Origin of the sequence: Brevibacillus dissolubilis, assembly GCF_006170445.1 — a bacterium.
Classification (GTDB): Bacteria; Bacillota; Bacilli; order Brevibacillales; family Brevibacillaceae; genus Brevibacillus_B; species Brevibacillus_B dissolubilis.
The window spans coordinates 620,265-645,752 of sequence record NZ_VCNA01000001.1; the positions used below are offsets into that span (position 1 = coordinate 620,265).

General features: G+C 52.3%; 20 protein-coding genes. 5 read left to right on the plus strand and 15 right to left on the minus strand.

The annotated features are described in order from the left end of the window. Window positions 1-2: 2 nt before the first annotated feature. From FGI41_RS01610 to FGI41_RS01650, 9 genes are all read right to left on the minus strand, one after another. Window positions 3-1,178: an acyl-CoA dehydrogenase family protein gene (locus FGI41_RS01610; RefSeq protein ID WP_139488143.1), complete on the minus strand. Its 1,176-nt coding sequence runs from the start codon at window positions 1,176-1,178 to the stop codon at window positions 3-5. Between the two features lie 3 nt (window positions 1,179-1,181). Continuing rightward, window positions 1,182-1,442, minus strand: coding sequence for an acyl carrier protein (locus tag FGI41_RS01615; protein ID WP_139488144.1), 261 nt, complete (start codon window positions 1,440-1,442; stop codon window positions 1,182-1,184). A 70-nt stretch (window positions 1,443-1,512) separates the two neighbouring features. Continuing rightward, a complete protein-coding gene (locus tag FGI41_RS01620) occupies window positions 1,513-2,121 on the minus strand; it encodes a carboxymuconolactone decarboxylase family protein (RefSeq protein ID WP_139488145.1) in 609 nt (202 codons plus the stop codon). Window positions 2,122-2,136: 15 nt separating this feature from the next. Beyond that, entirely contained in the window at window positions 2,137-3,075 is a 939-nt protein-coding gene (locus tag FGI41_RS01625) for a hypothetical protein (protein ID WP_139488146.1), read from the minus strand. Continuing rightward, window positions 3,066-4,289, minus strand: a complete 1,224-nt coding sequence (locus FGI41_RS01630) for a phenylacetate--CoA ligase family protein (RefSeq protein WP_139488147.1) — start codon at window positions 4,287-4,289, stop codon at window positions 3,066-3,068. Before FGI41_RS01630 ends, FGI41_RS01625 begins: the two co-directional genes overlap by 10 nt. Beyond that, window positions 4,286-5,779, minus strand: coding sequence for a class I adenylate-forming enzyme family protein (locus FGI41_RS01635; RefSeq protein WP_176560071.1), 1,494 nt, complete (start codon window positions 5,777-5,779; stop codon window positions 4,286-4,288). The genes FGI41_RS01630 and FGI41_RS01635 overlap by 4 nt, the downstream gene beginning before the upstream one ends. Window positions 5,780-5,790: 11 nt before the next feature. Continuing rightward, complete coding sequence (locus tag FGI41_RS01640; protein WP_139488149.1) at window positions 5,791-6,033, minus strand: hypothetical protein; 243 nt, start codon at window positions 6,031-6,033, stop codon at window positions 5,791-5,793. Then, window positions 6,030-6,320, minus strand: coding sequence for an acyl carrier protein (locus FGI41_RS01645; RefSeq protein ID WP_139488150.1), 291 nt, complete (start codon window positions 6,318-6,320; stop codon window positions 6,030-6,032). The genes FGI41_RS01640 and FGI41_RS01645 overlap by 4 nt, the downstream gene beginning before the upstream one ends. Then, window positions 6,317-7,354 carry a hypothetical protein gene (locus FGI41_RS01650; protein WP_139488151.1) on the minus strand — a complete coding sequence of 346 codons (1,038 nt, stop codon included), beginning with the start codon at window positions 7,352-7,354 and terminating at the stop codon, window positions 6,317-6,319. Before FGI41_RS01650 ends, FGI41_RS01645 begins: the two co-directional genes overlap by 4 nt. Window positions 7,355-7,591: 237 nt before the next feature. Here FGI41_RS01650 and FGI41_RS01655 point away from each other — a divergent pair, with 237 nt between their 5' ends. The 5 genes from FGI41_RS01655 to FGI41_RS01675 are packed head-to-tail and all read left to right on the plus strand — an operon-like array spanning window position 7,592 to window position 19,762. After that, on the plus strand, window positions 7,592-10,147 hold the full coding sequence (locus FGI41_RS01655) for a glycoside hydrolase family 2 protein (RefSeq protein ID WP_139488152.1): 2,556 nt from the start codon (window positions 7,592-7,594) through the stop codon (window positions 10,145-10,147). Next, window positions 10,144-12,171: an ATP-grasp domain-containing protein gene (locus FGI41_RS01660; protein ID WP_139488153.1), complete on the plus strand. Its 2,028-nt coding sequence runs from the start codon at window positions 10,144-10,146 to the stop codon at window positions 12,169-12,171. The genes FGI41_RS01655 and FGI41_RS01660 overlap by 4 nt, the downstream gene beginning before the upstream one ends. A gap of 10 nt (window positions 12,172-12,181) precedes the next feature. Continuing rightward, window positions 12,182-13,498, plus strand: a complete 1,317-nt coding sequence (locus FGI41_RS01665; protein ID WP_139488154.1) for an ATP-grasp domain-containing protein — start codon at window positions 12,182-12,184, stop codon at window positions 13,496-13,498. A gap of 2 nt (window positions 13,499-13,500) precedes the next feature. Continuing rightward, the gene (locus tag FGI41_RS01670; RefSeq protein ID WP_139488155.1) at window positions 13,501-18,471 is read left to right on the plus strand and encodes a non-ribosomal peptide synthetase; all 4,971 of its coding nucleotides are present in this window, start codon (window positions 13,501-13,503) and stop codon (window positions 18,469-18,471) included. Window positions 18,472-18,493: 22 nt separating this feature from the next. After that, on the plus strand, window positions 18,494-19,762 hold the full coding sequence (locus FGI41_RS01675; protein ID WP_176560072.1) for an MFS transporter: 1,269 nt from the start codon (window positions 18,494-18,496) through the stop codon (window positions 19,760-19,762). Between the two features lie 118 nt (window positions 19,763-19,880). Here FGI41_RS01675 and FGI41_RS01680 read toward each other — a convergent pair whose 3' ends face one another. The 6 genes from FGI41_RS01680 to FGI41_RS01705 form a co-directional block, all read right to left on the minus strand. Next, entirely contained in the window at window positions 19,881-20,297 is a 417-nt protein-coding gene (locus FGI41_RS01680; protein ID WP_139488157.1) for an SMI1/KNR4 family protein, read from the minus strand. Between the two features lie 12 nt (window positions 20,298-20,309). Next, window positions 20,310-21,434: an HNH/ENDO VII family nuclease gene (locus tag FGI41_RS01685; protein ID WP_139488158.1), complete on the minus strand. Its 1,125-nt coding sequence runs from the start codon at window positions 21,432-21,434 to the stop codon at window positions 20,310-20,312. A 152-nt stretch (window positions 21,435-21,586) separates the two neighbouring features. Next, window positions 21,587-23,071 (minus strand): contractile injection system protein, VgrG/Pvc8 family, encoded by a 1,485-nt coding sequence (locus tag FGI41_RS01690; protein WP_139488159.1) that lies wholly within the window; start codon window positions 23,069-23,071, stop codon window positions 21,587-21,589. 6 nt (window positions 23,072-23,077) lie between these two features. After that, window positions 23,078-23,485, minus strand: coding sequence for a DUF4280 domain-containing protein (locus tag FGI41_RS01695; protein ID WP_139488160.1), 408 nt, complete (start codon window positions 23,483-23,485; stop codon window positions 23,078-23,080). Window positions 23,486-23,491: 6 nt separating this feature from the next. Next, window positions 23,492-24,046, minus strand: coding sequence for a serine protease (locus tag FGI41_RS01700; protein WP_139488161.1), 555 nt, complete (start codon window positions 24,044-24,046; stop codon window positions 23,492-23,494). Further along, complete coding sequence (locus FGI41_RS01705; RefSeq protein ID WP_139488162.1) at window positions 24,043-25,479, minus strand: pentapeptide repeat-containing protein; 1,437 nt, start codon at window positions 25,477-25,479, stop codon at window positions 24,043-24,045. The genes FGI41_RS01700 and FGI41_RS01705 overlap by 4 nt, the downstream gene beginning before the upstream one ends. Window positions 25,480-25,488: the final 9 nt, after the last annotated feature.

The window sequence follows — 25,488 nt, forward strand, 5'->3', positions numbered from 1 at the left end:
TTTTACAGGTTTTTTTGGATCAGGGACAGCTTCGCATTGGTCGCGGTCAAGCGGTCGTTGTTGATCATCAGTGCAGCGGAGAGCGCATCACGCAGATGGCGGCCTACACTGTATGGAGATTCATTGGCATAACCGGCCATGCCGCAGATGAGCAGAGCTTCCTGGACGATCTGGGCGACCAGTTGAGAGGATGTGATTTTGAGCGTATTGATTTTGATCGTATACGCCATACTGTTGCACTTGGCCCGGCCGCTCTCGCCTTCTGCCATCAGCTCCTCATACTCAGAGACTGACGCGATGATATTGTTGCGCATCAGATTGAGCAGGTTGATCGCTTCGGCAAGACGTGTGCTGCCCTGCTGGTCGCCGCCGAGGTTTTTGCGGGCCTTGGCTTGCACGTATTTACGCGCACGGTTGAGTGCATCGGTCGCGATGCCGAGCCAGCAGCCTGCCCAGAGAATGTGGGAGAGCGGTGCCATCGTCTCTGCGGAGATCTGGCTGAATGGAACCGGGACGATCTGTTCAGTAGGAAAAGTGGCCGTGACGTGGAAAGGTGGACTGCATGTGCCTCGCATCCCCAGTGTGTCCCAGCCGCCAGTCTTGGTCAGCTCGACCTCTTCACGCTTGAGGAGTACCAGCACTTGGTCGTTCCCCGCTGATTCTGGTGTGCGGCGGGCGGTGACGAGATAGCTGTCGGCGTACTCCCCGTAAGAGATGACGGTCGCTTCCTTGGTCAGACGGGACATCGCGCCCTCTGTCTCGACAGCAGCGATGCTTGTCCCGATGTCTCCACCGACTCCGGCCTCGGATGTAATCGAGGCGATCAGCAGCTGCTTTTCGGCGATCTCACGCAGATAGTGGCGGAAGAATTGAGAGGAGTCAGCATGTTGAACCAAGCAGGCCACCTGCGCCTGATGCATCGCCCAGATCATCGCGGAAGCGGAGCAGTATTTGCCAAGCGTCTCTGCGATCTGCATAAGCGACTTCACATCAAGACCGAGACCGCCGTATACCTGTGGGATGGCGACAGACAGCAGCCCATTCTGGCGCATCGCGTCCATCGCTTCCTGTGGAAAACGGGATTGGGCATCCACATCAGGAGCAGCCTTGGCGAGTACCTCTTGACCGATTTGATCAACGATTTCGAAAATGGTTCGTTGCCGTACGATGGTCTCCATAGATTAGGCTTCCTTAACGGCTTCTTCTTCTACGCCCAGCTCCAGCAATGCATCACGGATACTGAGAATGCTGGTGAAAACGGCGCGGGCAAGCATACGGTCAGGGAACTCCAGGTCAAATGTGTTCTCCAGTGCAAGCATCACGTTGACGCTTGCATGTGAGGTCATGCCTGCTTCATACAAGTCGGTATCTTCTTTCAGTTCTTCCATATCAATCATCAGACGTCCATGTTCAGCTAAAATTGCGCGGATTTGTTCGATCATTGTATTGTTCCTCCTAGGGATCAGTTGAGTTTTGGGGGTTGGGTTCAAATTTCGTGCTTAGCGGTTCGCTTTAAGGAGTCGTATTCGCGTACGTGGTGCGGGTGTAATCCAACAGCTCCTGCACCAGAGCCTGATCCGGGCAGTACAGTTCGCTCGGAATCCCCAGCCCTGCCGCAAAGCGGTTCCAGAAGTTTTTCATCGAGACAACCGTTGTGATCTCCATCACGGCTTCGGTGTCATAGTGCTTTTTCAATTCATCCATAATCGCGTGATCATAGTTGACCGGTTGCAGGGTCAACGCCTTGGCATAGTGCAGGGCCGCCACTTCCGCCGGGGGGAAGGTATCGCCATGGCTGTAATCGCCCGCCAACGCGCGGAGCTGCTCGGATGTCCATCCGTTGATCAAAGCTTCACCTGCCGCATCGTCAATGCAGTACTCGCAGCCGTTCAATACAGAGGTGTAGAGGCATAAGAGGTCGCGGAGCTGCTTGTTCACCTTTTGCAGGGCGAGATAGATTTGCAGAGCGCGGCTGGTCGTCTGCCAAGCCATTGGAGAGTTGGCGACGACTTGGGTCAGGTTTTTCACCTTGCCGCGACGGGTTTCTTCTATATCATAGGTCTTGCGGATTTGTTCAAATGCTTGCTCTCGATCAAGAAAAGGAACTTTACACTCTTTCATAGGTGCACCTCCGAATTAGGATTGGCCAAGCTCTTGGCGCAGGGCCTCACATACCTTGTCTTTAAAAGCATGCTCGCGCTGTCTCAGCTCTTGTAACAGGCGCAGGTTGCGTGCGCGCTTGGCTGTATGGACAGTGGTTTCGTTCGCCGTCATCATGTGCAGCAGATACCAGCGGTCAGCCAGATCACCGAACTCTTGGGCAATCGGTGCCAGATTCGGATGATCCTCACTGAACCACTGGAACAATAACTGCAGATACTCCCGCTCTCCGGCTACCCGACAGACATTGATCGGCTCTGTATTGCTCCCCGCCCATTCCATAAAAGCGTCCAAGACCACAACATCCTGATCCCAATGCCGCTCCACCGCATGCAAAAGAGCCTGCATCGCCGTATTGGTCACCGCATTGACCGGATTGGCCGGAAGCGACACATACAGGACGAATGGGTCTTCCCGACCTTCGCATGGATGCGAGCGCATTTCTTTATAGTGATCAAGTGTATAACGCGCTGGTGCCGGGTTGTTGGTGTTGTCCAGAATCGTGACCGACCCATCCTCTTTGTTCAGTACGGTTACGGTATGTACCACATGCTCTTTATCGTGATAAGGACTCGGCAGCACAAAAGCATCCACCTCAACTACATAGGGAACACCCGCAGCAATTACCTCGTCCTCATAGGCAGAGGCTGTTTCCCACGAGTCAAACACCATCTTTTTCAGTTGAAGAGAAAACGCTTGGCTGCTCACATCGGCCCAGCGATTACCGCCGTAGAGGATGCCAGGTACCGCTTCTTCCCGCCAGCCGAATCCCCACGAGAGGCAGATTTTGCGACGGGCATCAGCGAGTCCCTGAGCTTCCAGAATGTTAGCAAGATTTTGATAGTGACAAGTTGCGATCGAAGAAAAACCGGTATAAATCGGTTCGACACTCAGCACTTGTTTTTTTACAGACATTTCACAAACACCTGTACCTTTCCACCACGAGTCGGTTCGATATGATCCACGGCTTGGAAGGAAAACGAAGCGTTCGGCAAGATCGAAGCCGCCTCCTTCACAAAACGGTCGGCAATGCCCTGAAGGCTCGTCGGATCTGCGAGCACTAACTGAACGTCGAAGGTGTCCAGTCCGGTTTGATAGACCTGATACTGCATGATGTCGTACCCGGCTTTCAGTATTTTGGTGACGAGGACGTGGAAGACATACGTGCCGACCAGAACGGTACCTTCGATCAATTCATTGCTCCGCCCGCCAAAAGGCCGAAGCTCTGGAGCACTTGATCCGCAAGCACACTGCCCCGTCCCCGACTCGACCAGATCCCCCACCCGATAGCGGATGAACGGCATCGTCTCAAAAATCTGACTCGATACCACCAGCTCATGACCAATTCCTTCCTCCCGCGTGTGCAGTTCAGCGACGACCATGTCGTCTTGCAGATGCATCGTGCCGTGTGGACACTCGTAGGCAATCGTATAGGTCTCACGCGTGCCATAATGGTTGGCGATCGGACAGTCGAACATCTCCGCAAGCAAGTCCCGCGTCTCATCCTGCAGCCATCCGCTGTTGCTCTCGACGAAAACCAGCTTATGCGTAAACCGGCGATTGACCCGCCGCATCCCCTCCGCCAAGACAGCCAGTATCGCGGGATGACCGCGAAGCCATGCGGGCTTATGATAATCGATCTGATCGAGATACTGCTCCACCCGGTCCGGTCGCAGATCAAAAGCAGACAAAATAATCGTCTGATCGGTCTTCGCTTCCTGCTGAATCAACTCACTGGCAGAGACCTGTACACCCGGCGTGAACATCACATCCGGGAAAAACTGCGCACGCGACCGCCAGAGACTCTTGGCCCCCTTCATCAGCTCGGTGCGGGATCGTACAAGCTTAAGTGGAATCCCGGTCGAGCCGCTGGTATATTCCAGTACGGTATCAGGATGATCGATCATCCCCTGCTTGACGATATCTTGCTGGGCTGCCCGCACCTGATCTTTGGTCAGAAACGGCAGATCGGTAAGAGCGGTCAGCGGTGAGGTAAAGTCGATACCATTGAAGCTTTTTTGATAAAACGGAACCTGTTCCTGTGCCTGACGCGCCAAGTTGAGCAGCCGGGCTACCGCCTTTTCGGAACTGATCACCTGTGGATGTGTTGTTGATGTGGCCCGCATCATAGGCTGCTCTCCATCGCGGTGCGGCGGCTGTATTTACCTGACGAGGTGTGCGGCATAGACTCGACGATGCGGATGCGGGTCGGGATGAGGTGTTCATCTGTGCCCACGCGCAGGCTGGCAAAAATCTCGGCAACGGTCAAGCTGTGATCGTCCACCGTCACATCTGCACATACTGCTTGTCCGAGCAGGTCGTCTTCGATCCCATACACCAGGCATTCTCGCACAGCCGGATGAGCGTCCAGCACCGCTGCCTCCACTTCGCGCGGGCTGATGCGGAATCCACGGCTCTTGATCAGTTCGCTTTTACGTGCAACGAAATAGAGATCTCCATCTTCATCCTGATAGAACAGATCCCCTGACCGCAGTCGCGGCTGACCGGCTGGACCCAGCAAAAATTTATCTGCAGTCTCTTCTGGAGCCTTCCAGTAACCTGCCATGACATGCGGCCCTTCCAGCACAAGCTCTCCCGTCACACCGTATGGCAACGGTTCGCCCGTCTCCGATGCGACATAGGCACGGGTTCCGGGAATCGGTCTGCCGACAGAGGTTGGTTTTTGCCCCACTCGCTCAGGTGGTAGAACAAGCGCCCGTTTACACTCGGATAGCCCATACATCAAAAACAGCTTAGCCTGTGGGAAGTGCTGCGTCATTTTCTCGATTAAGGCAGGCGGCAGTGCATCGCCCGTGTTGGAGATATAGCGCAGGTCGGGCAGTGTGGCGTCTTCTTTTTTCACACGCACCAGCGGGACAAAAACGGAGCGCAGTCCCGGAAAACCGGTGATCCGATGCTCCCGCAGCTGACCCACCAGATCAACGGCGGTGCGGAATTCATTGAGGAACACGACCGACGAGCCTGCCTGCATCGCGAGGAAAAGCTGATACAGCCCGTAGTCAAATGACAGCGGCAAAAGCACACCAATCCGGTCGTCCGGCTGATTGTTCAGGAACGCATTGATCGCCGTAACCGCTGCAATCACACTACGGTTGGGACACATGATGCCTTTTGGCTGACCGGTGCTGCCTGATGTGTAGACCATCAAAGCAAGGTCGGTCTCGATGATGCTGTCACTCACACTCCAATCCAACTGCTCACAATCGTCCGCTGCTTCGCGTCTGTCGATGACAAATCTCAGCGCAGCCGACTGCTGATACGCGTCAGCGCGTCGTGTACCGAGATCAACCACCCCGATTGGCTCTGCATTTTCCAGCAGATAGCGCATTCTCTGTGCCGATGTATCCCGGTGAAGCACAACAAAAACCGTCCCTGTCAAAACCGCAGCCAACAGCCATAACGCCGTCTGCATCGGCTCCACATCGACGATAAGAAGCCGTTGACCCGCTCCCGCACCGCGTGCCATCAGATAGGTGGCGCGTTTTTGCGCTTCGGTGAGTGTCTCTTGATAGGTCAGACTTTGCATTGCATCGGTCAAATACAGCGAAGACGGGGTCTGGGCCACCCGATCGAGAAACAAGCTTCGCAGCGTATTCATACTCATCACCCTTATGTCTGTGCGGCCAGCATGAGCCGTTCACAGATGTGATCCAGCGTAGACGGCAAGCCTTCTTCAAAAAAGATCCCGTCATCGACAGCCATATCCAGACTTTTCTCCACATAAAGCAACAAAGCCACGTACTCCAGCGATCCTAGTTCAATCGCTTCCGTCCCTGATTCGAACTGTTTTGGGTCATGACCGCGCTCTGCCAAAAAGGCGAGAACCGCCTCCTGCATGGTCTGCGTGATCATAATGATTTGTCTCCTTCAACAAGCACGGTACCTTCCGCATATTGGTGGCAGGCTGTACGAAGCGTGCTTACCACGGTGAAATTCTCATGCTCTGCCAGTTGTTCGACCGGCCAGAAAATCCCCAGCTCGTCCTCCAGTTGCATAATGATTTTGATCAGATTAAACGAGTCCAGACCTACATCGAGCAGATCGGTATCGTCTGTGATCTTGTCACGGAATTCTTCTGCTACAGCTTCGGCAATAATCCGGTTAAATACAGCATCTAATTGATCGATGGTCATGGTCATGAGCGTACACCTCTTTCTTTAGATTGGCGGCAGGCTTGTCCCAGACGCGCGTCGGCATCCAGCGCCTCTTGCAATTGCTTATAAATAATCGGCAGTGTCCGTGCATTCGGGTAGATGTCATAGCGGGCACAGACCACGTTGACCGTTTTCCATTTGGTATAGGCGTCCTTGGCAAGCGGGAGAATCGCTTCGATCGCAGGATGATCGCTTGAGGCAGCCCCCCATTGCAGCAGTTCTTCAAAAGTCCCGCGGGCATGCATCAGACGGTTGGCCGCAGAGCGTACCAGCCAGATCGTGCGGAAGCTCCCATTCTGCAGGAGGCGGTATGGCACATGAAATAAAATGTTGCGCTGGGATTCGTCATCAGGCAGCGGCGGGTCTTCATTGACCATCACTTCGATTTTGTCAGTATACGCTGTGACGGCTTGGCTGGATGGCTCTCCCAATACCTCGTACGCTTCGAGTGCCTGATCCAAAAGCTCTTGGGCCGGCAGTCTTGTCGCTTGGTTGATTTCCAATTTCCATACCTTCGAACCTTGTTGGGTAATTGATTGCGCAACCAATTCCGATGGCACCATAGAAGAATTCTCCCAGTGCCAAAGATCGATGTTACCCGTACCGTCTGGAGCATCTAACAAAGCGCACATCGTTAGTCCATGTACCTGCTGATATTCCACAAACGACGGCAAATAGTAGGTGTCAACAGCCGCCAGCAACAGGGCATTCTGCTCCTTTGCCGCGCGAATATCGGCATCTACTGTCTCCGGTTGAAACGGGATGCGCTCAATCGAGAGGCCGTACTTTTCGAAGCATTGGCTGGATTCGGTATAGCCGGCAAAATGGTCAGCGGCGGCGTCAAACATCTGCTTGCGCCCAGTCACTGCAGACCAGAGATCCTCCCAGCGCAAGACATATCCCGCATAAGCAGCAGCAGGTGGAACAGGCGCTCCGGCTGTTCGCAAGTAAAACGTCAGGTGTTGATGAAAACAATGTCCAGGTCCATTCGCACCAGAACCGTATGTAACTGCTGTCATCCCTTGCCTCCTTCAAAAAATTTGTCACAAAAATAGATTTTGTCCTAAAAGGTTACAATTACAGTCAGAATTCTTGTCTGATTCCGACAAAATCTATATACTATATTTAATACAGAATTGAAAAAAATTCCATATGTTCAGAATTTATATGCTTTTGTTCGTATATTTACAACATCATTTACGTTTCATATCCGAAAGGTACACTCCCTATTTTTCCAAAAGGTGGGCAATTCTATCATGACTAGAATCCAATCTATTACTACCTATCGCCAAACCGACCTGCTGCACGCATGGGAACTGGCAGAGACCGCTGTCGGTGAAGTCATGGAGCCTGCCGGATTGGCGAATCTGGCCCTTCGCTGGTTGCCGGCACAGGTTCCAGGTACTGTCGCCTCCTCTCTTCAAGCCACACAGCTGTGGGATTCCTATCAACACAAAAATCTGGATGCGAGCGATTGGTGGTACCGGTGCCGATTCTCCTATTCACAAGCGGACAAAACCCAGATGATTCTCCAGCTGAAGGGGTTAGCTAGCATCGCCGATGTCTGGCTGAATGGGACACTTCTCTTGTCGACAGATAATATGTTCCGTGAGTATGAGACAGAGATTACATCCCAGCTTCTGGAGGATAATGAACTGTACCTGCACTTCCACTCTCTTCAGGCGCTCTTGGACAAAAAGCATCCCCGCCCGATGTGGAAGACACGGCTGGTGAACGACCAGCACTTGCGCTGGTATCGTACGACCCTGCTCGGAAGAATGCCGGGCTGGACTCCGCCAATCCGCGCTGTAGGTCCTTGGATGCCTATTTTAATAGAAGAAAGACCTATGAGAACGATTGAAAACTTCCACGTCACACCTACTGTGGTAGGAAGTGATGGCATCGTTGCCTGTCGGGTAACGGTCAATCTGGCCGATCAAGATGATCAGCCTCTGACTCATGCTGTACTAATGGTCTGCGATTGCCAGCAGGAATTATCGTGGGAGAAAGATGGTCATACACTTAGATTGAGCGGGGAGCTTCGTATTGCGGATGTAGAGCTGTGGTGGCCGCATACGCACGGGGAGCAGCCGCTCTATGAGGTAGGACTTGCGCTTCATTTTCCCGATCAGACGATGGAGGTTGTCTCACATCCGATTGGGTTCCGGCAGATTGAGCTTCCGGCCGCTGCTGACCCGGATCTTGCTGACTTTACGTTTCAGGTGAATGGCTGTACGGTCTTTTGCCGTGGTGCGAACTGGACGACCTTGGATATCAACACCCTGTCCGCTTCCCCTGAACAATTGCGCCATACGCTTACCATGGTTCGTGATGCTGGGATGAATATGCTCCGGTTGAGCGGGACGATGATCTATGAGAGCGATGCATTCTATCAACTATGCGACGAGTTGGGCATCATGGTTTGGCAGGACTTTATGTTTTCCAACATGGACTATCCGGTGCAGGATGAGGCGTTCATGACCAATGTGGAGGCAGAGGTTCGTCAAGTGCTGAACCGCCTGCAGTCCCATCCGTCTCTGGCACTTTTGTGTGGTAATAATGAGGTGGAACAGCAGGCTTCAATGCTTGGTTTACCGCGTGAAACTTGGAGCAATCATTTTTTCTCCAAAAAATTGCCTGCACTCTGCGCCGAATACAGTAAAGGTGTGCCGTACTGGCCGTCGAGTCCGAGCGGTGGGGTCCTGCCCTTCCATCCGAATCATGGGAACAGTCACTATCAGGCTCCTGGGGCATTTTTGCATCCGCTTGAAGATGCGCGGCGTGCGGAGGTTCGTTTTGCCACGGAATGTGTGACTTTTGCAAATATTCCAGAAGATCATACGATTGATCTGTTTATTAATCCGGGTGAACTCTCCGTCCTTCACCCCCGCTGGAAAATGCGTACCATGCGGGATAATGGTGTGGGTTGGGATTTTGAAGAGATCCGTGACCACTATATGACGAAGCTGTTCGCTGCTGATCCGACAAGGCTTCGTTACAGCAATATGGAACGTTACTTGGCATTAGGACGGGTTACTCCGGGCGAGGTAATGACAGAAGTATTCGCTGACTGGCGTCGGGCTGACTCTACCTGCCAAGGTGGATTGGTCTGGTTTTTGCAGGATTTTTTGCCGGGGGCTGGCTGGGGCGTGATCGATGCAACCGGATATCCAAAATCAGCTTATTACTATCTAAAACGGGCGTTTGCGCCTACTGCCATCTTCTTCGCGGATGAGGTGATGAGCGGGTTGTATCTTCATGCCGTCAATGAAAAACCAGAGGTGCTTACAGGGACACTGCACATTGGTTTGTACCGATACCAAGGCGGACTTGTCGCCGAGGCGAAGCGGGACTTGACGGTGCTGCCGCGGCAGTCGGTTTCTTTTTCCGTGGATGAGTGCTTCGACGGCTTCCGTGATCTGACGTATGCGTATCGTTTCGGGCCGCCTGCACAGGACTTCATCGTCGCGACACTCTACGACCAAGCAGGACAGCTGGTCAGTGACTGCTTTTATTTCCCCTGCGGCCGCCCCCATACACAAGAAAACGATATTGGAGTGGAAGCGACCGCTGAGGAAAGACCGGATGGGACTTATCTGTTGACCGTCACCAGCAAAAAATTTGCCCAAGCAGTTGCCATCAAGTGTACGAATTTTTTGCCTGATCATAATTACTTTCATATGGAACCGGATGGGCAGCGCCAGGTTGTGCTGTCCAAGCGTACCCCGAACGCACAGCTTCGCGGGAGCGTCCAGCCGCTCAATGCATCCAATCCAACGAGAATCACGATACGACAGGGGGTACTCTCATGACCATGACCACGACTAAAAAACCCGCCTTTGCCCTGCTGGGTGGGTTTGCGATCACCAAATATCCCGCTTACATCCCGGCGATCAAGGAACAGGGACTTACCCTGTTGATCCTCGACGAACCCAACCAAGGTATCCAAAACCGGCTTGACCGACTCGCTGACGATCCGGCTGATCCGTTTCACCAGATCGACGAGGTGCGTTTTCTGTCCAAAAACGATCTGCCCGGCATCATGGAGCAGATGGTGGCTTGGTCGCAGAAGTATGACCTGCGGGGTGTGTGCAGTCTGAAAGAAATTTTCGTGGAATCCGCTGCTCTCTCTGCGGATTACTTGAAGCTCCCCTCCCCTGGCATCCGTGCATCCCGAGTGTGCCGTAACAAGCATTTGCAACGACTGTATTTACAGGAAGCAAGTCCGGCGTATGTGTATCTGCCACCGACGGCTCGTTATGAGGAGGCGCTTCGTTTTGACCAATATCCTGCGGTACTCAAGCCAGTCGGGCGCAGCTCCAGTTCCGGTGTGCAGCTGATTTATGATCAGACCGAGCTGCTTGCTTGTCTGGACAGCTATCCACAGGATGAGGTGCTGTTGGTCGAAGAGCGTATCGAAGGCCGCGAATTTTCCGTAGAGTGCCTGCTGCAAAACGGTGAGATTATCTTTGAAAATGTGACCGAAAAACGGACGAATGAACAGGATACATCCTTTTTTGTAGAGATGGGTCATACCATCCCTGCACTTGGTCTTACCGATGCGGAGCGCGAAGCCCTGCTGGTGGCCAACCGCAACATTCTCTCACGACTCGCCTTCATGGATGGGATCAGCCACGCCGAATACCGTCTGACGGATAATGGACGCGTCTATCTGATGGAGATCGCGGCACGTTGTCCGGGAGACGCCATTCTGCAGCTCTATCATTATGCGACAGGTGAATCGATGGAAGCCGCTATTGTTACCATCGCGATGGGTCAAAAGGTCACTTATCCTGCTCCCCACCGTTATGCCCGTCAAGTCTATATCCAGCATCCAGAAGGGGTTCTTGAGGATGTTCAGGTGAGACATACATGCGGAGTCAAACCTCTCTGGACAGCGGAAAAGGATCATCTGCCTGTTCCACAGCCGGGTGAAAAAACGGAATCCGCTGCCCTCCGCCAAATCCGTGTGCAGCGTAAACACGGCGACAAGCTGTCCGTGATCGCCAGCTCGTTTGAGCGCTCGGTATCCTTTTTGATCGATGCACAGAGTCCACAGGAGCTGGATGCGTGCGAAGCCGAGGTAGTTGGCAGCATCAGCATCATTACCAGCAGTACCAGCAGCAGAACTGCCAGCAACGGTTCCGACTCAGGTGTCACGGTTGCTGATATCGCAGTTCCTACCCCCTCTTCCAGCGCGGCTACCCTCGAAACCGCCGCGACACTTGCAGAAGCAGCACCTGTCAGCACCATGCGAAAAAGAACCCTCACCTTCCCTGATCAATGGTCCAAAGCCCGTCTCAGCACACGTCCACCGGGGACAGACAAGTGGGAAAATATCGCCGAAGCCCGTGGCACAGTTGACATCTCTGATGATGTCGAGCTAGCGATCAGCTTCATCCGTGAACCTCGGACCGATCTCGCCCCGCTGCGTGGCGTGCAAGCAGATGACTTGCAGGCGGTCGATCTCGGGTGGACACGTATCGGGGATGCCGACCTTGCACATGTGCGTCATCTCACCCAGTTGATCGAGCTTGATCTTGGTTCGACACAGGTTACCGACGAAGGGCTTGCTTTTGTCCATGAATTCCCTCTGCTCCGCAAAGTGAAAACAGCCAACACGCGTGTAGGTGATGCCGGAGTCAAGTACATCAGCCGTTTGGAGAATCTGGAGTATCTCGGCTTGCGTGACACCCGGATCACGGATGCTTGTCTGTCTGATCTGCAACGACTAACCAAGCTGCGCTACCTGGACGTGCGCAACACTGGGCTGACCGAAGCGGGTATCGAGTCTTTGCGCCGTTCCTTGCCGCATTGTGAAATCATAACAAACTGAGGTGTAGAACATGACAAAACCACAAGCATTCATCCTGTTCGGTGCGACCACACGCTATACCGCTTTTCTAACCTCCATCCGATCCCATAACCTCACCCTGCTGGTGTTTGATGAACCGTCTAAAAGTCTGCAAATGCAATTCGAACAATATAAGGACGACTCCACCCATCCTTTCTCGATGATCAGCGAATTGTCGCTGGTTCACTATCTGGATCACACCAGTATCATGCAGCAGGTTGATACATGGTCGGATGTATATGAGATTGTCGGCGTCTATAACATCAAGGATGTGTTCGTCGAGGCTGCTGGTATGGTGGCAGATTTTCTGGGCGTTCCTACTCCGGGTCTGCGGGCCAGCATCGTCTGCCGCAATAAGCATTTGCAGCGAATTTATCTGGAAGAATGGAGCCCCTCTTTCGTCTCCATCACGCCTGACAAGCGCAGTGAGGTGCTCCATACCTTCGACGCTTTTCCTGCTGTGCTCAAACCTGTAGGCCGTCACTCCAAATCAGGCATTCAGTTGATTACCGATCAGGCTATGCTGGCTCAACAGCTGCCTACCTATCCGGCAGACGAAGTACTGTTGCTCGAAGCACAGATTCACGGTCGGGAATTCTCCGTGGAGACCATCGTGCAAGGCGGTCAGATCCTTTTCGAAAACATCACCCAAAAAGCGGCGATCGACCGCTCTTCTCTCTACTTCATCGAGATGGGGCATACCGTTCCAGCGGCCAATCTGACCGAGCAGGAGACACAGACCCTGCTTGCTGCGAACCGCGCTATTCTTGACCGTTTGGAAGTAAAGGACGGCATTACTCACGGCGAATACCGCGTCACCGATGACGGTGAAGTCTATCTGATGGAAATCGCCGCCCGCAGTCCTGGTGGTTTCATCAAGGCTCTCTACTATCTCGCTACAGGACAGATGCTGGAGCCGGAGCTGATCAAGGTATCCCTCGGGATGGAAGCCTCCTATCCGAAACCGACCCGTTATGCCCGCCAAATCTACATTTCCTACGAACCAGGCATCCTAGAAGATGTGGTTATCGAAGGTCTGCCTGACGTGGAGGCTTATTGGGCAGAAGAAAAAGGCAAGCGCATCCCGCCCGTTCCCGGTACAGCAGGTGATCCGCCAACGATTCGCCAAGTGACCGTTCTGAAAAAACAAGGGGCACTGCTGAATGAGCCAAAATGGAATGATGACCGTGTCGTATCCGTGCTGATGGATGCCGATACACCAGAACAGTTGGATGAATTGGAAGAGACCGCTCGACGCAGTATCCGCATTTTGACCAAACCAAGACAAAAGATGGGAGTGAGTAAGTAACGATGACCCTGTCTCAGACCTACTCCCAGCCTAATCATCTGCAAACAGGAGAGCGGACTGTTCCGCTCTCTTTTGGTCAGGAACGCCTTTGGTTTTTTGAACAATTCCATCCGGGTACGGCTTCGTATCACATCGCCTATCGTTATCGGATGACGGGATCGTTGCAGGTGCATGCATTGGAAAAAGCATTTGCTGCGATTGTACAGAGGCATGAGATTTTGCGGACACGTTTTCTGGTACAGGACGGTACAGCGGTGCAGGTGATCTCCCCTTTTGAGGCTCTTGAGACATTTTGGTTTCCGGTTGACGACTTATCCTCTCTGCCGGAGGATGAGCGTGAGTTTCTGGCAAAAGAGTTGGCGGAAGCGGATGCCTCCAGGCTTTTTCAATGGGAGCAGGGCGCGTTGTTCCGGGTTCGCTTGATACGGCTGGAAGAGACGGAGCATGTGTTGGTGGTGACGATTCCCTACATGATTGGGGATGGCTGGTCACTTGGGGTGATTGGACGTGAGCTGGGGGTACTTTATACGGCTTTTGTCGGCGGAGAAGGATCGGAGTTGCAGGAGTTGCAGGAGTTGCCGATGCAATACGCGGAGTATACGCTGTGGCAGCGCGAGTTTTTGAGCAATGAACGCGTCGTCTCGCGCCAGCTGACTTACTGGAAACAACAGTTGAGTGGATTGGATACATTTGACCTGCCGACTGACCATCCGCGTCCTGCTGTCCGTACTTTTCGCGGTGGATTGGCGTATGTGAATCTACCCAAACCGCTGATTGATCAGCTCAAGGAGCTTAGCCAGCGGGAAGGAACTACCTTGTTTATGACCATGCTGGCTGCTTTTCAGACATTGCTGTACCGATATACGGGGCATTCGGATGTTCCTGTGGCTACGCCTACAGGTGGACGTCACCGCGGTGATGTACAAAACCTCGTCGGCTTTTTCTTGAATACCTGCATTCTGCGAAGTGACTTGTCAGGCGACATTACGTTCTCTGATCTGTTGCGTCAGGTTCGTAAAATCACCATGGGGGCGCTGTTGAATCAAGATGTGCCTTTTGAGATGGTGATCGACGAGTTGAAGCCGGAGCGCTCCAGCAGTCATAATCCGTTCACGCAGGTGATGTTTGGTCTTCAGACGGCTACGCTCAAAGAATTCGTAATCCCTGGTGTGGATATTACCATAGAAGAAATTCCAACTGGCTACACTAAGTTTGACCTCAATCTGGCCTTGATTGATCAGCCGGATGAGATGGTGGGAACGATGGAATATGATGCAGACCTGTTCGAAGCCGCTACGATTCGCCGGATGCTTCAGCATTTTGAGACGCTTTTGGCATCCATCGTCGCCGCTCCTGACGTACCGCTGTCCCGCTTGCCGCTTTTGCATGAGGAGGAACGGCGGGAACTGCTTGACCAATGGAACGATACGGATACGCTTCTGCCTGATCTGGCTGGGATTGATGAGTTGATTGAACGGCAGGCTGATCAGACACCAGATGCGGTTGCTCTCATCTGCCAGGATCAAACTCTTACCTACGGCGAACTGAACCGTCTCTCCAACCAATTGGCTCACCGCCTGCAACGGCTGGGGGTCGGTGCTGAGACCGTCGTCGGAATTCTGACAAGTCGATCTGTCGAAATGGTGGTAGGCATGCTCGCCATCCTCAAAGCAGGTGGTGCCTATCTGCCGCTCAATCCTTCCCTGCCTGCGGAGCGCCTGAGCTATATGCTTCAGGAAACTCATTCTCCTGTCTTGCTCACAGACACTGCTCTTTTCGGACAGCTTCAATCCCGAATGCAGCTGTCAGGAGAGCACCTGCACATCATCTATCTCGATAACCTCTCTGATTCCGAGCCGGTGGAATGGGCTAACGAACCGATTACAAGTCCCAACCGCGTATCGACCCCAGACAATCTTGCATATATCATGTATACCTCCGGCTCGACAGGAAAGCCAAAAGGGGTGATGATCACCCACGCCAATCTGATCAACTTTTTTACTGGTATGGATCAACGGATTGACTGCTCCCCTGCCGACCGTTGGCTTACTGTGACTAACATCGGCTTTGATATTTCCGTGCTGGAATTGCTGTGGACACTGACGACAGGCTGCTCGGTGATCATTCTGCCTGATGCTGCGCTGATTGTTCCGGAAAAAATCCGCGAACAGCTGCTGATGCATCAGCCGACGATTCTGCAATGCACCCCCTCCTTGATGAAAATCATCAGTGACGATGAGGAGACACTGGCTGCGCTGCGATCGCTACGTCTTGTGCTGCTCGGGGGTGAGGCCCTGCCCGCTTCTCTAGCTGATAAACTGCGCCGTCATCTGGATGTGCGTCTGCTCAACATGTATGGGCCAACGGAAGCGACCGTCTGGATTAGCTCCTATGAAGTGACTGACTCCCGCTCTAGTATCCCGATAGGCCGACCAATTGCCAACACCCAACTCTATGTACTTGACACTCATCTGGAACCCGTTCCTACTGGGTGGATCGGAGAGCTCTACATCGGTGGTGCCAATCTGGCCCGCGGCTATTACAACCAGCCTGAGATGACACAGGAGCGCTTCATTCCAAGCCCATTCTCGTCGTCGAAGCCAGTTCAATCCAACCAGCGTCTGTACAAAACAGGAGACCTCGTGCGGATAAATGCCGCGGGTGAGCTGGAATTCCTCGGACGCATCGATCATCAGGTCAAAATCCGAGGGAACCGTATCGAACTAAGCGAAATCGAGACGGTCATCTCGCAAGAGTCCTCCGTCCACGAAGCAGTCGTGATCGCCCGTGACGATGATCAGGACAATCCGTACCTCTGTGCCTATATCGTGCCTAAACCAGGTACGTCCTTCTCAACCAGTGAGCTTCTCCAGTCACTCTCGACCAAGCTCCCGACCTACATGATCCCGACCTCTTACGTGTTGCTCGATTCCCTGCCGCTCACACCGAATGGCAAAATCGACCGCAAAGCCCTGCCCACCCCAGACCGGAATGCCCGCGAGCGCGAATCCTATGTTGCTCCGAGAAATGAAACGGAACAGCTTTTGGTCAGCATTTTTGAGAGTGTGCTCCGTGTTTCACCAATCGGGGTCTATGACAATTACTTTACGCTCGGCGGTGACTCAATCCGTTCCATTCAGTTGGTGAAAGAAGCTGGGAAACATGGTATTCCTATTCGGCCCGTTGATATTTTGCGGAATCAGACGATTGCGAATCTGTGTGCCAATCTGAGCTATGAAACGACAGCAACGATTCCGTTTCATCTGTTGCCGGAGTTGGATTTGAGTGAACTGGCTTTTGCGGATGAGATCGAGGAGGCGTACCCTGCGACGCGTATGCAGGAGATGATGTTGCGGTATTCTCAGTTGGGAGAGGTAGCGACAGGTGATGCGGAGTTAGTCGGGTTTGCTGATACGGGGATAGAAGCGGTGCTTTCCTGTGACGGTTGGTCTAGGCAAAAGAACGCTGCCTATGGTCTTACCGAGTCTGTAGCAGGAAGCAGTGGTTCGCTTTTTTCTGAGACTGTTCAGGAAAGCGTTGGGAAGGGCCTGTCCCCTTCTGCCTTGTCTTTGCAGGAAGCCGTCTATGTCTTCCAGATGAACTGGTACCTTCTTGATCCCAGCTTCTCTTTGGAAGCGCTGGAAGGAGCTTTGTCACACATCATCGAGGCACACTCCAGTCTGCGTACGGTCTTTTGGCGCCGTGACGAAGATGATTTCCTATGGCAGCTGGTCCGCCGTCCGTTTCCACTGTTGATCAATCGCCATGATCTGATGCACCAAAGCCAGGAGGATCAGGATGCTTACGTGAATGCAGCCTTGCTGAAAGACCGTTGCACTCCATTTGATCTCACTCGTTTTGACAGTCCTCTCTTCCGACTGCATCTGTTTCAACTCTCGCAAAGCGAAGTCCGGCTTTCTCTGACGATTCATCACGCCATTTACGACGGTTGGAGCAATGTACTGGTGGAGAATCAATTGCTCAGCATCTATCAGGATTACAAAAATAAAATGGCACAATCCTCCCAAAACGGCACGGGGCCGGAAATCACAGCTTCTTCTATTTCCACCGTAGAAAAGAGCGGTTCTTACAAAGAATTCGTTGCTCTGGAAGAGGAAATGCGAGATTCTATTGATGCGAAAAACTTTTGGGCACAGTATCTGCAAGGTTACACGGCTATGGATTACCCACCGCAAAAGCGCACGGCAGGAGATTCATTAACTGATAACCAAGTACGCCTCCAGAGCATTAGACACACCATGAGCCACTCTCTTGACACGTCTCATGTTCAACATATCAAAAATCTTTCACAAATGCTGAATGTGTCACAAAAAGCAGTCTTTACCAGTACCTATCTCGATCTGATCCGCGAATACAGCCAACGAGACAACGTGATCATCGGGCTGGTCGCCAACGGGCGCTCAGAACGCCTTTCCACTCCTACGGCTACGGTTGGACTGATGTGGAATTTTGTCCCGGTTGTAAGCCCAGCTCGTTCCAGTGGGAAATTAGGAGGTGCTGAACTTATTCAAGTAGCTGAACCTGCTGAATGCGCTGTACATGCCGAAGGGGTTCAACCTCCTGAGCGTGCTCAATGTGCCCAGCCTGTAGGACACCTTGCACACGCTCCCCTCGCCGAACGCATCCAAGCCGTGCACCACGCTTTGATCGATATGGAGCCTTTTGTCCGTTTTCCTTACACGGATATCCTGCAAACAACGATGATGGATCATCCATTTTTTGCTACAATGAATATGGTCCACTTCCATCACCGCACCCAGAATCAAGACACCCCGCTGACCATACTCCAACGCAGTGGATCTGATCCGTTCCACTTTCCGCTCAATCTGCTGGTTCATATGGACCCGCATACTGAAAAGATTGAGCTGTTGCTGGATTATGATGGAAGCCGCTTTGACTCCGAAGAGATCAGCAGCTTGCTAAAGCGATATGTGGAACTTTTACAGGGATGATCCTGAGTGAGGAGCCGTGATTGTGAACACTAGATTTACCGAATACGCAGAACTTTTTCAAAACAAGGCATACCGCCGTTATTTCAGTGCTACGTCTGTCTCCCGAATCGGTACGGGGATCCGTTTTGTCAGTCTGACGTGGCTTGCGATGGAGCTGACCAATTCCAGCTACGCTGTTGCTCTTACACTGGTCTTCGAATCGCTTCCCGGTATCCTGTTCTCCCCAGTGCTTGGGGTATACGTAGATCGGTTGGACAAGCGGATTTTTTCCACCTGTGTCAATCTGTTTCAGGCCCTGGTGCTGACAGCGCTGTTCTTCGCTATGCAGGCCGGGGTGCTGATGCCTTGGCATCTGTATCTGGTCATCTTTTGCCTGGCGCTGGCAGATATTTTGTATCGGACGCTTCGGGTCACCATCGTGCGTGAGCTTGTGCCAGAAGACAAGCTGCTCGTCGCCAATACAGCGAGCGCGATGGGAGACCAGCTGGGTACTACCCTGGGAGCGGCTGTCGCGGGCCTGGTGATTGCTTGGTTTTCCACACAGGCAGCGGTCGGTGTCTATATCGTCTGTCTGTTGATCGGGGCCTTTTTCTTCTGGCGAATCCGCAAAGGCTATGTGGTTGCCCACACTCCTTCCACTAAGGCCAAAGGCTGGGGCGCGGTGCTGACCGAGCTCAAAGCGGGTTATCAGTACATCGGTCAGCATAAAGAGATTATCCCGATCTACGGAATGATGCTGGTGCTGATTTCGACGCTCAAGACGATTAATGTCTTGCTTCCTCCGTTTGCAAGCGATGTGCTGAAGGTAGGCAGTTCGGGCTTCGGCTATATCGACTCCTCCTTTGCGATCGGTGCAATTATCGGCAGCTTCCTTTTACCGAAGCTTCGCCACCGCTATCCAGATCATCGCCTGATGAGCATCGGGCTGTATGGGCTGTCTGCCAGCCTCATGCTGTTTGCGCTCTCTACCTCCCTGTGGATTGCGATCCTGGGATACTTCTTGATTGGGATTACCTATCAGGTATGGATTCTGAACCAGACCCAGGCGCAGGAGTCGGTTGAGATGAGCTATCAGGGGCGTGTACATGCGGCATTTACGTTCTTTTTCAGTATTGCCTCACTGCTGGTCTATACGGTGATGGGGATGCTGAGTGAGATCGTCTCCCAACGCTGGCTGTATGCGTCACAGGGGGTGCTTGTGAGTCTGGTGTGGGTGGTGCTGTATAGCTTGACTTCGCATCGGTGGAAGAAACAGGCGGTTCAGAATAAGCAGCAGAGTGTGAATATGTAGTAATAAGATGTATCATTTTAAAATTGGTAGATGACACAGTAATGTTTTTTAAATAAAACAATCCACCTATCTCTCAACTGATAGGTGGATTGTTTTATTTAACATCACTAACGTTTATTTATTTAGAAAACCTGTCAATCAAAAATGAAAGGAAGTCATCATACTCCTGAGAACCTACACCTTCGCCTTGATCCCAATCAACAACGGGACATTCTCCATTTTCCATTCTTGAGGTATCTAAACAGTATACTCCAGCTCCGAAATTCTCTATGACAACAAAAGCTTCAGGTAAACCGTATCCTCTCCACTCAACAGTTTCCCTAACACATGTTGGCGTATCCCTTAATCCGCCACCTAAGATCTCTACTCCGATAATACCACCAGTTCCATACTCTTTTAGGAACCACTTATAGCTTTCTGGTAAAGTTATATGTAGTATTTTCTCAATGTTAGATATTTTTTCATCATCCAAATTACCCACAAAAAAACTTTTTCTGGAAGTTTGTATCAACTGTACGATCCGTTCCTTTTTCATTGGTAGTTCCCCCTAATCTTTTAAACTTTTTTTAACTTCCTCTGCCCTCCATATCCAATAATCTTCTCGGAACTTATTATACTGCTTATCCAGATCCGGGTCATTCCGAAAACTACGCTGTTTGGTGGCCTTCCTTTTCTTTCTTATTTTCTCTATTTCATCTATGGACTTATTAGCTTTAGAAGAAAGTTTGTCAAGAGGTTTCAGACGTTTAAATTTTGTTTTCTCTAACAGTCCATGAAGAACTTTATAGTTTTTCTGATGTACGGTTTGAAGAATTTCCAGCATCGGCCCGGGTTCTATTTGTAAGATATGATGTAAGCTGATTTTTTTCCCGTCTTTGCCTATCGGAGCCCATCCCATTTCCATTCGTTCCAAATTGGTCATACCTGTATCCGGGTCTACCTTATTCCAGTCTATATCATTTCTTTGATAGACCTTTCTTCCTTGGAACTCTACCTTTGTATGTGTATCCTTTGGAGCTTTGTTGGTCTTGTTGACTTTCTTACTGGCTGCTTTCTCAGCCATCTCCTTTGCTTCCCAATATCTCCGCTGATTCTCTGTTTGTTTTAATGGTTTGTCAGTTGTTTTCGTGATTTGATTAAAAGATATTTTGGGGCCACCTGCTGTTTGCAGAACCGGTCCATTCCCCAACTGTCCGGCTGCATCTTTTACTTTCTTGACTTGCTTTGCGACCCATTTTGCTCCCTGAGCGATGTCATTCGCATCCCGCTTCAACTTATCTACAACCGCATTCTTCGCCCTCGAGATCGCCCGCTTCGTCGCGGCCAGCGCATTCTTCATCTTCTTCTTCATCTTAGCAAGAAGCTGCTGCTTCGACAGGTTGTTCTTCGGCTTCCTCGCTGCGGTGAGAACCAGGCCCTTCTTGCGCTTTTTCTTCACCTTTTTCATCTTCTGGGCGGCTTTCAGTGCCTTTTTCCCCAGCTTGGCGGCGGTGGCGGCAGCTCCGGCGAACGGGACCATCGCGGCTAGCGAGAGGGCGGCGTCCGCGTAGTTGCCGCGTGCAAGTGAGATCCCCGCATTCACGAGGTCGGCGGCTTCACCAATACCTGGAATTAATCCTACCACGTCCAATGTGACTTGTACACGGTCTAACACCTTTCCCCAGAATCCCATATACCTGCTCTCCTCTTCTGTCGGGTAATAGGGGCAGTTCTTGCTGTCTTCTCCTTACCTTTGGGTTCGATCTACACTGCTCTATCTCTGTTCAATCTACCAGTTCCCTAGCGTTGGCTTTACTCATTCCCAGACCTCTTCTGACACATCTCTTACTCCTCTTCATCCCCCAGATCAGGCACGGAGACGGGAGCTTTTTCTGTACCGACCATCTTGATCGGGGTTCCTTGGATATCGGTGATGCCGTCCATGATAATACCGCTGGCATCACACAGCAGATAGATCGCTTCCCTGGCTTTGACCGTAAGGCGTTTGTCGGCGGCCATCTCTATATCTTTTTTGGACGAGATGACCATAGGCTTGAGGCTGTGTACCTCGACCCCGGTATCCTCGTTCAGCTTGATAAAAATATTGCCTTGCTTGCTCGCAAGCGCCGAGAGCATCAGCTCTTTTCCAGCCATCTTCAGCTCCTTGCCTTTGTCGGTGCCGATGTATTTGGTCCCCGGATCGGATGTCTTCGGCTGACTGCCTCCCCCTTTGCGGACGGAACTGTTGGCGATGGCCTCTTCCTCCCGGTGGCTGGGCAGATACAGCTTCACCGAGTCCCCCAACTGTGGCATGCAGTACCAGCCGCTGTTGCCTTCCGCACTGTAAAAGGTGGAATACGGGAACCAGCAGGCTTTGCTTTTGTTTTGCTCCTTGTCGATGTCAAGATGCACCTTGATCGTGTCCTTGCTGATCTCGATCACCTTTCCCTCCAGAGAGGCTCCGGTCAGCTTGTGATTGTGGATGCGGTTCTGGCGAATACCCGCTTTGGGGCTGGCGAGATAGCGATAGTTCAATATCCCGTCTTCCAATACCGCAGTTGATCGGGCGACGACAAGCTCCTTCCCCTGGCACATCACGGTGTCACCGAGATTCAGATAGGCACTCGTCTCCAGTTCATAGCTGACAAAATCATCTTCCCCCACGCTGGCGTGATCATTGCCCGTCGTTTCCATATACAGAGCAAGCGGCTTCCTCGAACTAAAATGAAAATCCAGCACCTGTGCCTGCTTCCCCTCCGGTACCCCAAACCAGAACTTCGGCTTACCCGCAGCGGCTTCTGGAACGAGTACCGTGCCAACATGCGACGCCATCCGTTTGAGGAACTGCCAATCGGTCTCATCGTATTGGAGGATGAACTGGCCCAATTTGGCTGAATCAGCGGCATTGTCGATAAAATCAGAACCCGGATACGCCCGGATGACCTCTTCGATCAGGCTGGTGTAGCGCATCTCCGTGTCTTGAAAAGTACGGCGCAACCGCTTGAGATCAAGGTCAATCGTGTGCGAGACGGCTTCTACTTCGATATACGTAACCCCGCGCACCACCTTCATCCCGATCTGGCTGACCTTCCCGTTAAAAAGCGTCCTCACCTTGCTGCCCTGATCCACCTGATTGATCTCGATGCTGTCGGTGCTTTTCGCCTTTTCGATATAGGTCTGTGCCTTGTCCTCGGGAATCAAGCCGGTGAGGTACATCGTCGCATGATCGTTGACCGTCTTGACGATCCTAAGCTCGTGCAGGCGTTGGATCGCGTAGGGGGAGTTCACTTGGATATCTTGGTAGCTTAGCGACTTTTCGGATGGGTTCATGCTCACCTACTCCTGTCCATCGTCTTGAATGGAAATCGTTCCGCAATACATGCATTGATTCGTGCATTTGTTGAGCAATGCGGGCTCTTCGTCGATCAGCACGTCGGCTTTGCCGTTGATCCAAGGCATCGTGACGACGGGGATGCACGGCATTTCCTTCAATACCCCGTTGTTGGCAGCGGTGGCGGCAGCCACGGTCGGATTGGATAAGCTGCTGCATTTGCCAAATGGCATGATATGTACCAATGGTGTGAAATCTTTGATATTCATCTGCGCCTTATTTTTAATATAGACCCCGTGACTGAAGGGAGTTTTCAATTTGCTCTGTTCACTGCCAAAGCTGCAGCCGAGCACCGCTCCCGCTACCACATAGCTCTGCTTATCACCGCCAGTGTCCAGAATTTGCACGGACATGATCGTCTATCCCCTTTCCGGTGTTACTTGAGATTGCTTTTCTGCTTGGATCAGTCGAATGCCGGTAAAATCCCGGCGCAACAGACTCTCGGCCACAGCCAGATTGATGATGATGCAGGTCTCGCGTATCCCGTCTACTTGGAAAATGCGGTGGGATACGGCTTTGGCTTTGTGCTCGTCAATCACCAGCCTGCGGAGCGTGCCATCCTTATGAAACTCGCTTTGCAGAGACATGCAGTCCACTTTGGGCGGGAGCATCAGCCAGTAGGTTTCCTGCCTCATCTTTTTCAGATCGGTCAGCACCACGGATTGGAAGTAGGTGTGCTTGTCGTATTTTTGCAAAAGCTGTTTCAGCGGATCGGACAGGAGCGGTGCCGGGGTCTGGAGGTAGTCGACGTATTCGTTCTTGGCTTTGTCCTTGATGAAAAATTGCAGGTTCATCGCTTCCAGCTCGTGGGCGTTCTCCTCGTCGAGCAGCTCGCGCGTCAGTACCTTGGAGACGCCGACGGGTTCGATCGCGTCCGAGATCCGGTTGTCTTGCAGCAGGATAAAATAGTTCATCGTGACCTCCCCACCGTCTGGTTTCCACTTGGGCTGATCCATCTGACGTGTTGGCGCTGTTCCTCGTCCAGAGCGGGTTCGATCATCGCGCGTACCTCCTCTGCAAACGCTGCTTGGGTAAGGTTCGCTCCCTGCCAATAGACGCCCGCAAGCTTCGCGCCGACAAAATTGACTCCCTGCAGGTTGGCTTCCGCAAAGTTGACCATCTCCAGATTGGCTCCCCCAAAATCGGCTCCTTCCAGATCAGCCCCCCAGCACTTGGCCAGCTCCAGATTCGCCTCTGTAAAAATAGCGCCTCTCCCGTCTGCATCCGCAAAGCTGCTCCCTCTCAAGCTGGCTTTGGAAAAGACGGCCCCGCGCAGGCTGGCATTGGCAAACAGTGCGTCATCCAGCTTCGCCTCCGATAAATTCACCGGGAAAAAACCCGGAGCTTCCCACTCCTGCGGGTCAGCCATGCCACCCTCTCCCAGCGCGTAGGCGAAACTGGCTCCCGTAAGATCGCTATGGCTAAAATCAGCCTCGTGAATGAGGCTTGCACTGAAATCTGCACCGGCTGCACGGCATTCCCGGCATTTTGCCCCGACGAGAACGGCTTTGTGAAGATTGCTCTCCGACAGATCACTTCCGGTGAAATCCGTGTACCGAAGATCGATCTCCCCATAATCTCCATCCGACAGATCCAGTCCAGTAAAGCATTCATAGGCGTACGCGTCTTCCTCTTTTTCCTCCAGCCATTGCTTGGTGTCAGCAGAATCCTTGGGGCACAGATCCCGCTTGTAGACGACCTCGCTGATATCCCAGTATTCGCCGACGCGGATTTCCAGTTCGTCTTCTAGTTCAATTTGGTTGAAAAGCCAGGGGTGTTTTGGAATGGGAGAAGCGGCACCTGGATGTGACGTGTTGGCATGCTCAGCCTGAGAGTTACCATCCCCTTGTGCCAACGCATGACGGGCATGCACATCATCATTCATTCGACCCAACGCATACTGCGCCAGCGCAACCACATACTGATGAAACTTCGCCGCTTCCTTCAGCTTGATCTTCTCGATATCCGGCGCCGTCACCGCTCCCATATACGCCTTCCCCGCCTGCTCACACCGCACAGTGAACTCATCCAGATAGCGAAATGCCCATTCTGCCAGATACTCCGCCTGACATTCCGTGCGGTCGAACAACCACTCCTCATTCATTGCTTCTATCAAATAAGCAGGACGGCCACTCAGCAGCTCGATTCGCAGCATCGAGTAGGTGATGTAGCCAATCTTGCCTTTCGTCCCAGCTGCTTGCATCGCGCGGATCTCCCCGCATATATGTTGGATCGACGCCAGGAACTCCACGGCCAGCTCATCCTTATGCTCCTGAAAATATGCCTCCAAAGCGAGCAACTGCTCCAACAGCAACGGCTGCACAACGGTCGTCTCGAAATGCTCCATCGTACTCGC

Bases quoted from the DNA above. Each gene is read 5' to 3' on its own strand.
- FGI41_RS01640 (WP_139488149.1), bottom strand. From the start codon at position 6,033: ATGATCACGCAGACCATGCAGGAGGCGGTTCTCGCCTTTTTGGCAGAG.
- FGI41_RS01655 (WP_139488152.1), top strand. From the start codon at position 7,592: ATGACTAGAATCCAATCTATTACTACCTATCGCCAAACCGACCTGCTG.
- FGI41_RS01645 (WP_139488150.1), bottom strand. From the start codon at position 6,320: ATGACCATGACCATCGATCAATTAGATGCTGTATTTAACCGGATTATT.
- FGI41_RS01690 (WP_139488159.1), bottom strand. From the start codon at position 23,071: ATGAACCCATCCGAAAAGTCGCTAAGCTACCAAGATATCCAAGTGAAC.
- FGI41_RS01630 (WP_139488147.1), bottom strand. From the start codon at position 4,289: ATGATGCGGGCCACATCAACAACACATCCACAGGTGATCAGTTCCGAA.
- FGI41_RS01685 (WP_139488158.1), bottom strand. From the start codon at position 21,434: ATGGGATTCTGGGGAAAGGTGTTAGACCGTGTACAAGTCACATTGGAC.
- FGI41_RS01680 (WP_139488157.1), bottom strand. From the start codon at position 20,297: ATGAAAAAGGAACGGATCGTACAGTTGATACAAACTTCCAGAAAAAGT.
- FGI41_RS01625 (WP_139488146.1), bottom strand. From the start codon at position 3,075: ATGTCTGTAAAAAAACAAGTGCTGAGTGTCGAACCGATTTATACCGGT.
- FGI41_RS01610 (WP_139488143.1), bottom strand. From the start codon at position 1,178: ATGGAGACCATCGTACGGCAACGAACCATTTTCGAAATCGTTGATCAA.
- FGI41_RS01705 (WP_139488162.1), bottom strand. From the start codon at position 25,479: ATGGAGCATTTCGAGACGACCGTTGTGCAGCCGTTGCTGTTGGAGCAG.
- FGI41_RS01665 (WP_139488154.1), top strand. From the start codon at position 12,182: ATGACAAAACCACAAGCATTCATCCTGTTCGGTGCGACCACACGCTAT.
- FGI41_RS01650 (WP_139488151.1), bottom strand. From the start codon at position 7,354: ATGACAGCAGTTACATACGGTTCTGGTGCGAATGGACCTGGACATTGT.
- FGI41_RS01695 (WP_139488160.1), bottom strand. From the start codon at position 23,485: ATGTCCGTGCAAATTCTGGACACTGGCGGTGATAAGCAGAGCTATGTG.
- FGI41_RS01670 (WP_139488155.1), top strand. From the start codon at position 13,501: ATGACCCTGTCTCAGACCTACTCCCAGCCTAATCATCTGCAAACAGGA.
- FGI41_RS01660 (WP_139488153.1), top strand. From the start codon at position 10,144: ATGACCATGACCACGACTAAAAAACCCGCCTTTGCCCTGCTGGGTGGG.
- FGI41_RS01620 (WP_139488145.1), bottom strand. From the start codon at position 2,121: ATGAAAGAGTGTAAAGTTCCTTTTCTTGATCGAGAGCAAGCATTTGAA.
- FGI41_RS01700 (WP_139488161.1), bottom strand. From the start codon at position 24,046: ATGAACTATTTTATCCTGCTGCAAGACAACCGGATCTCGGACGCGATC.
- FGI41_RS01635 (WP_176560071.1), bottom strand. From the start codon at position 5,779: ATGAATACGCTGCGAAGCTTGTTTCTCGATCGGGTGGCCCAGACCCCG.
- FGI41_RS01615 (WP_139488144.1), bottom strand. From the start codon at position 1,442: ATGATCGAACAAATCCGCGCAATTTTAGCTGAACATGGACGTCTGATG.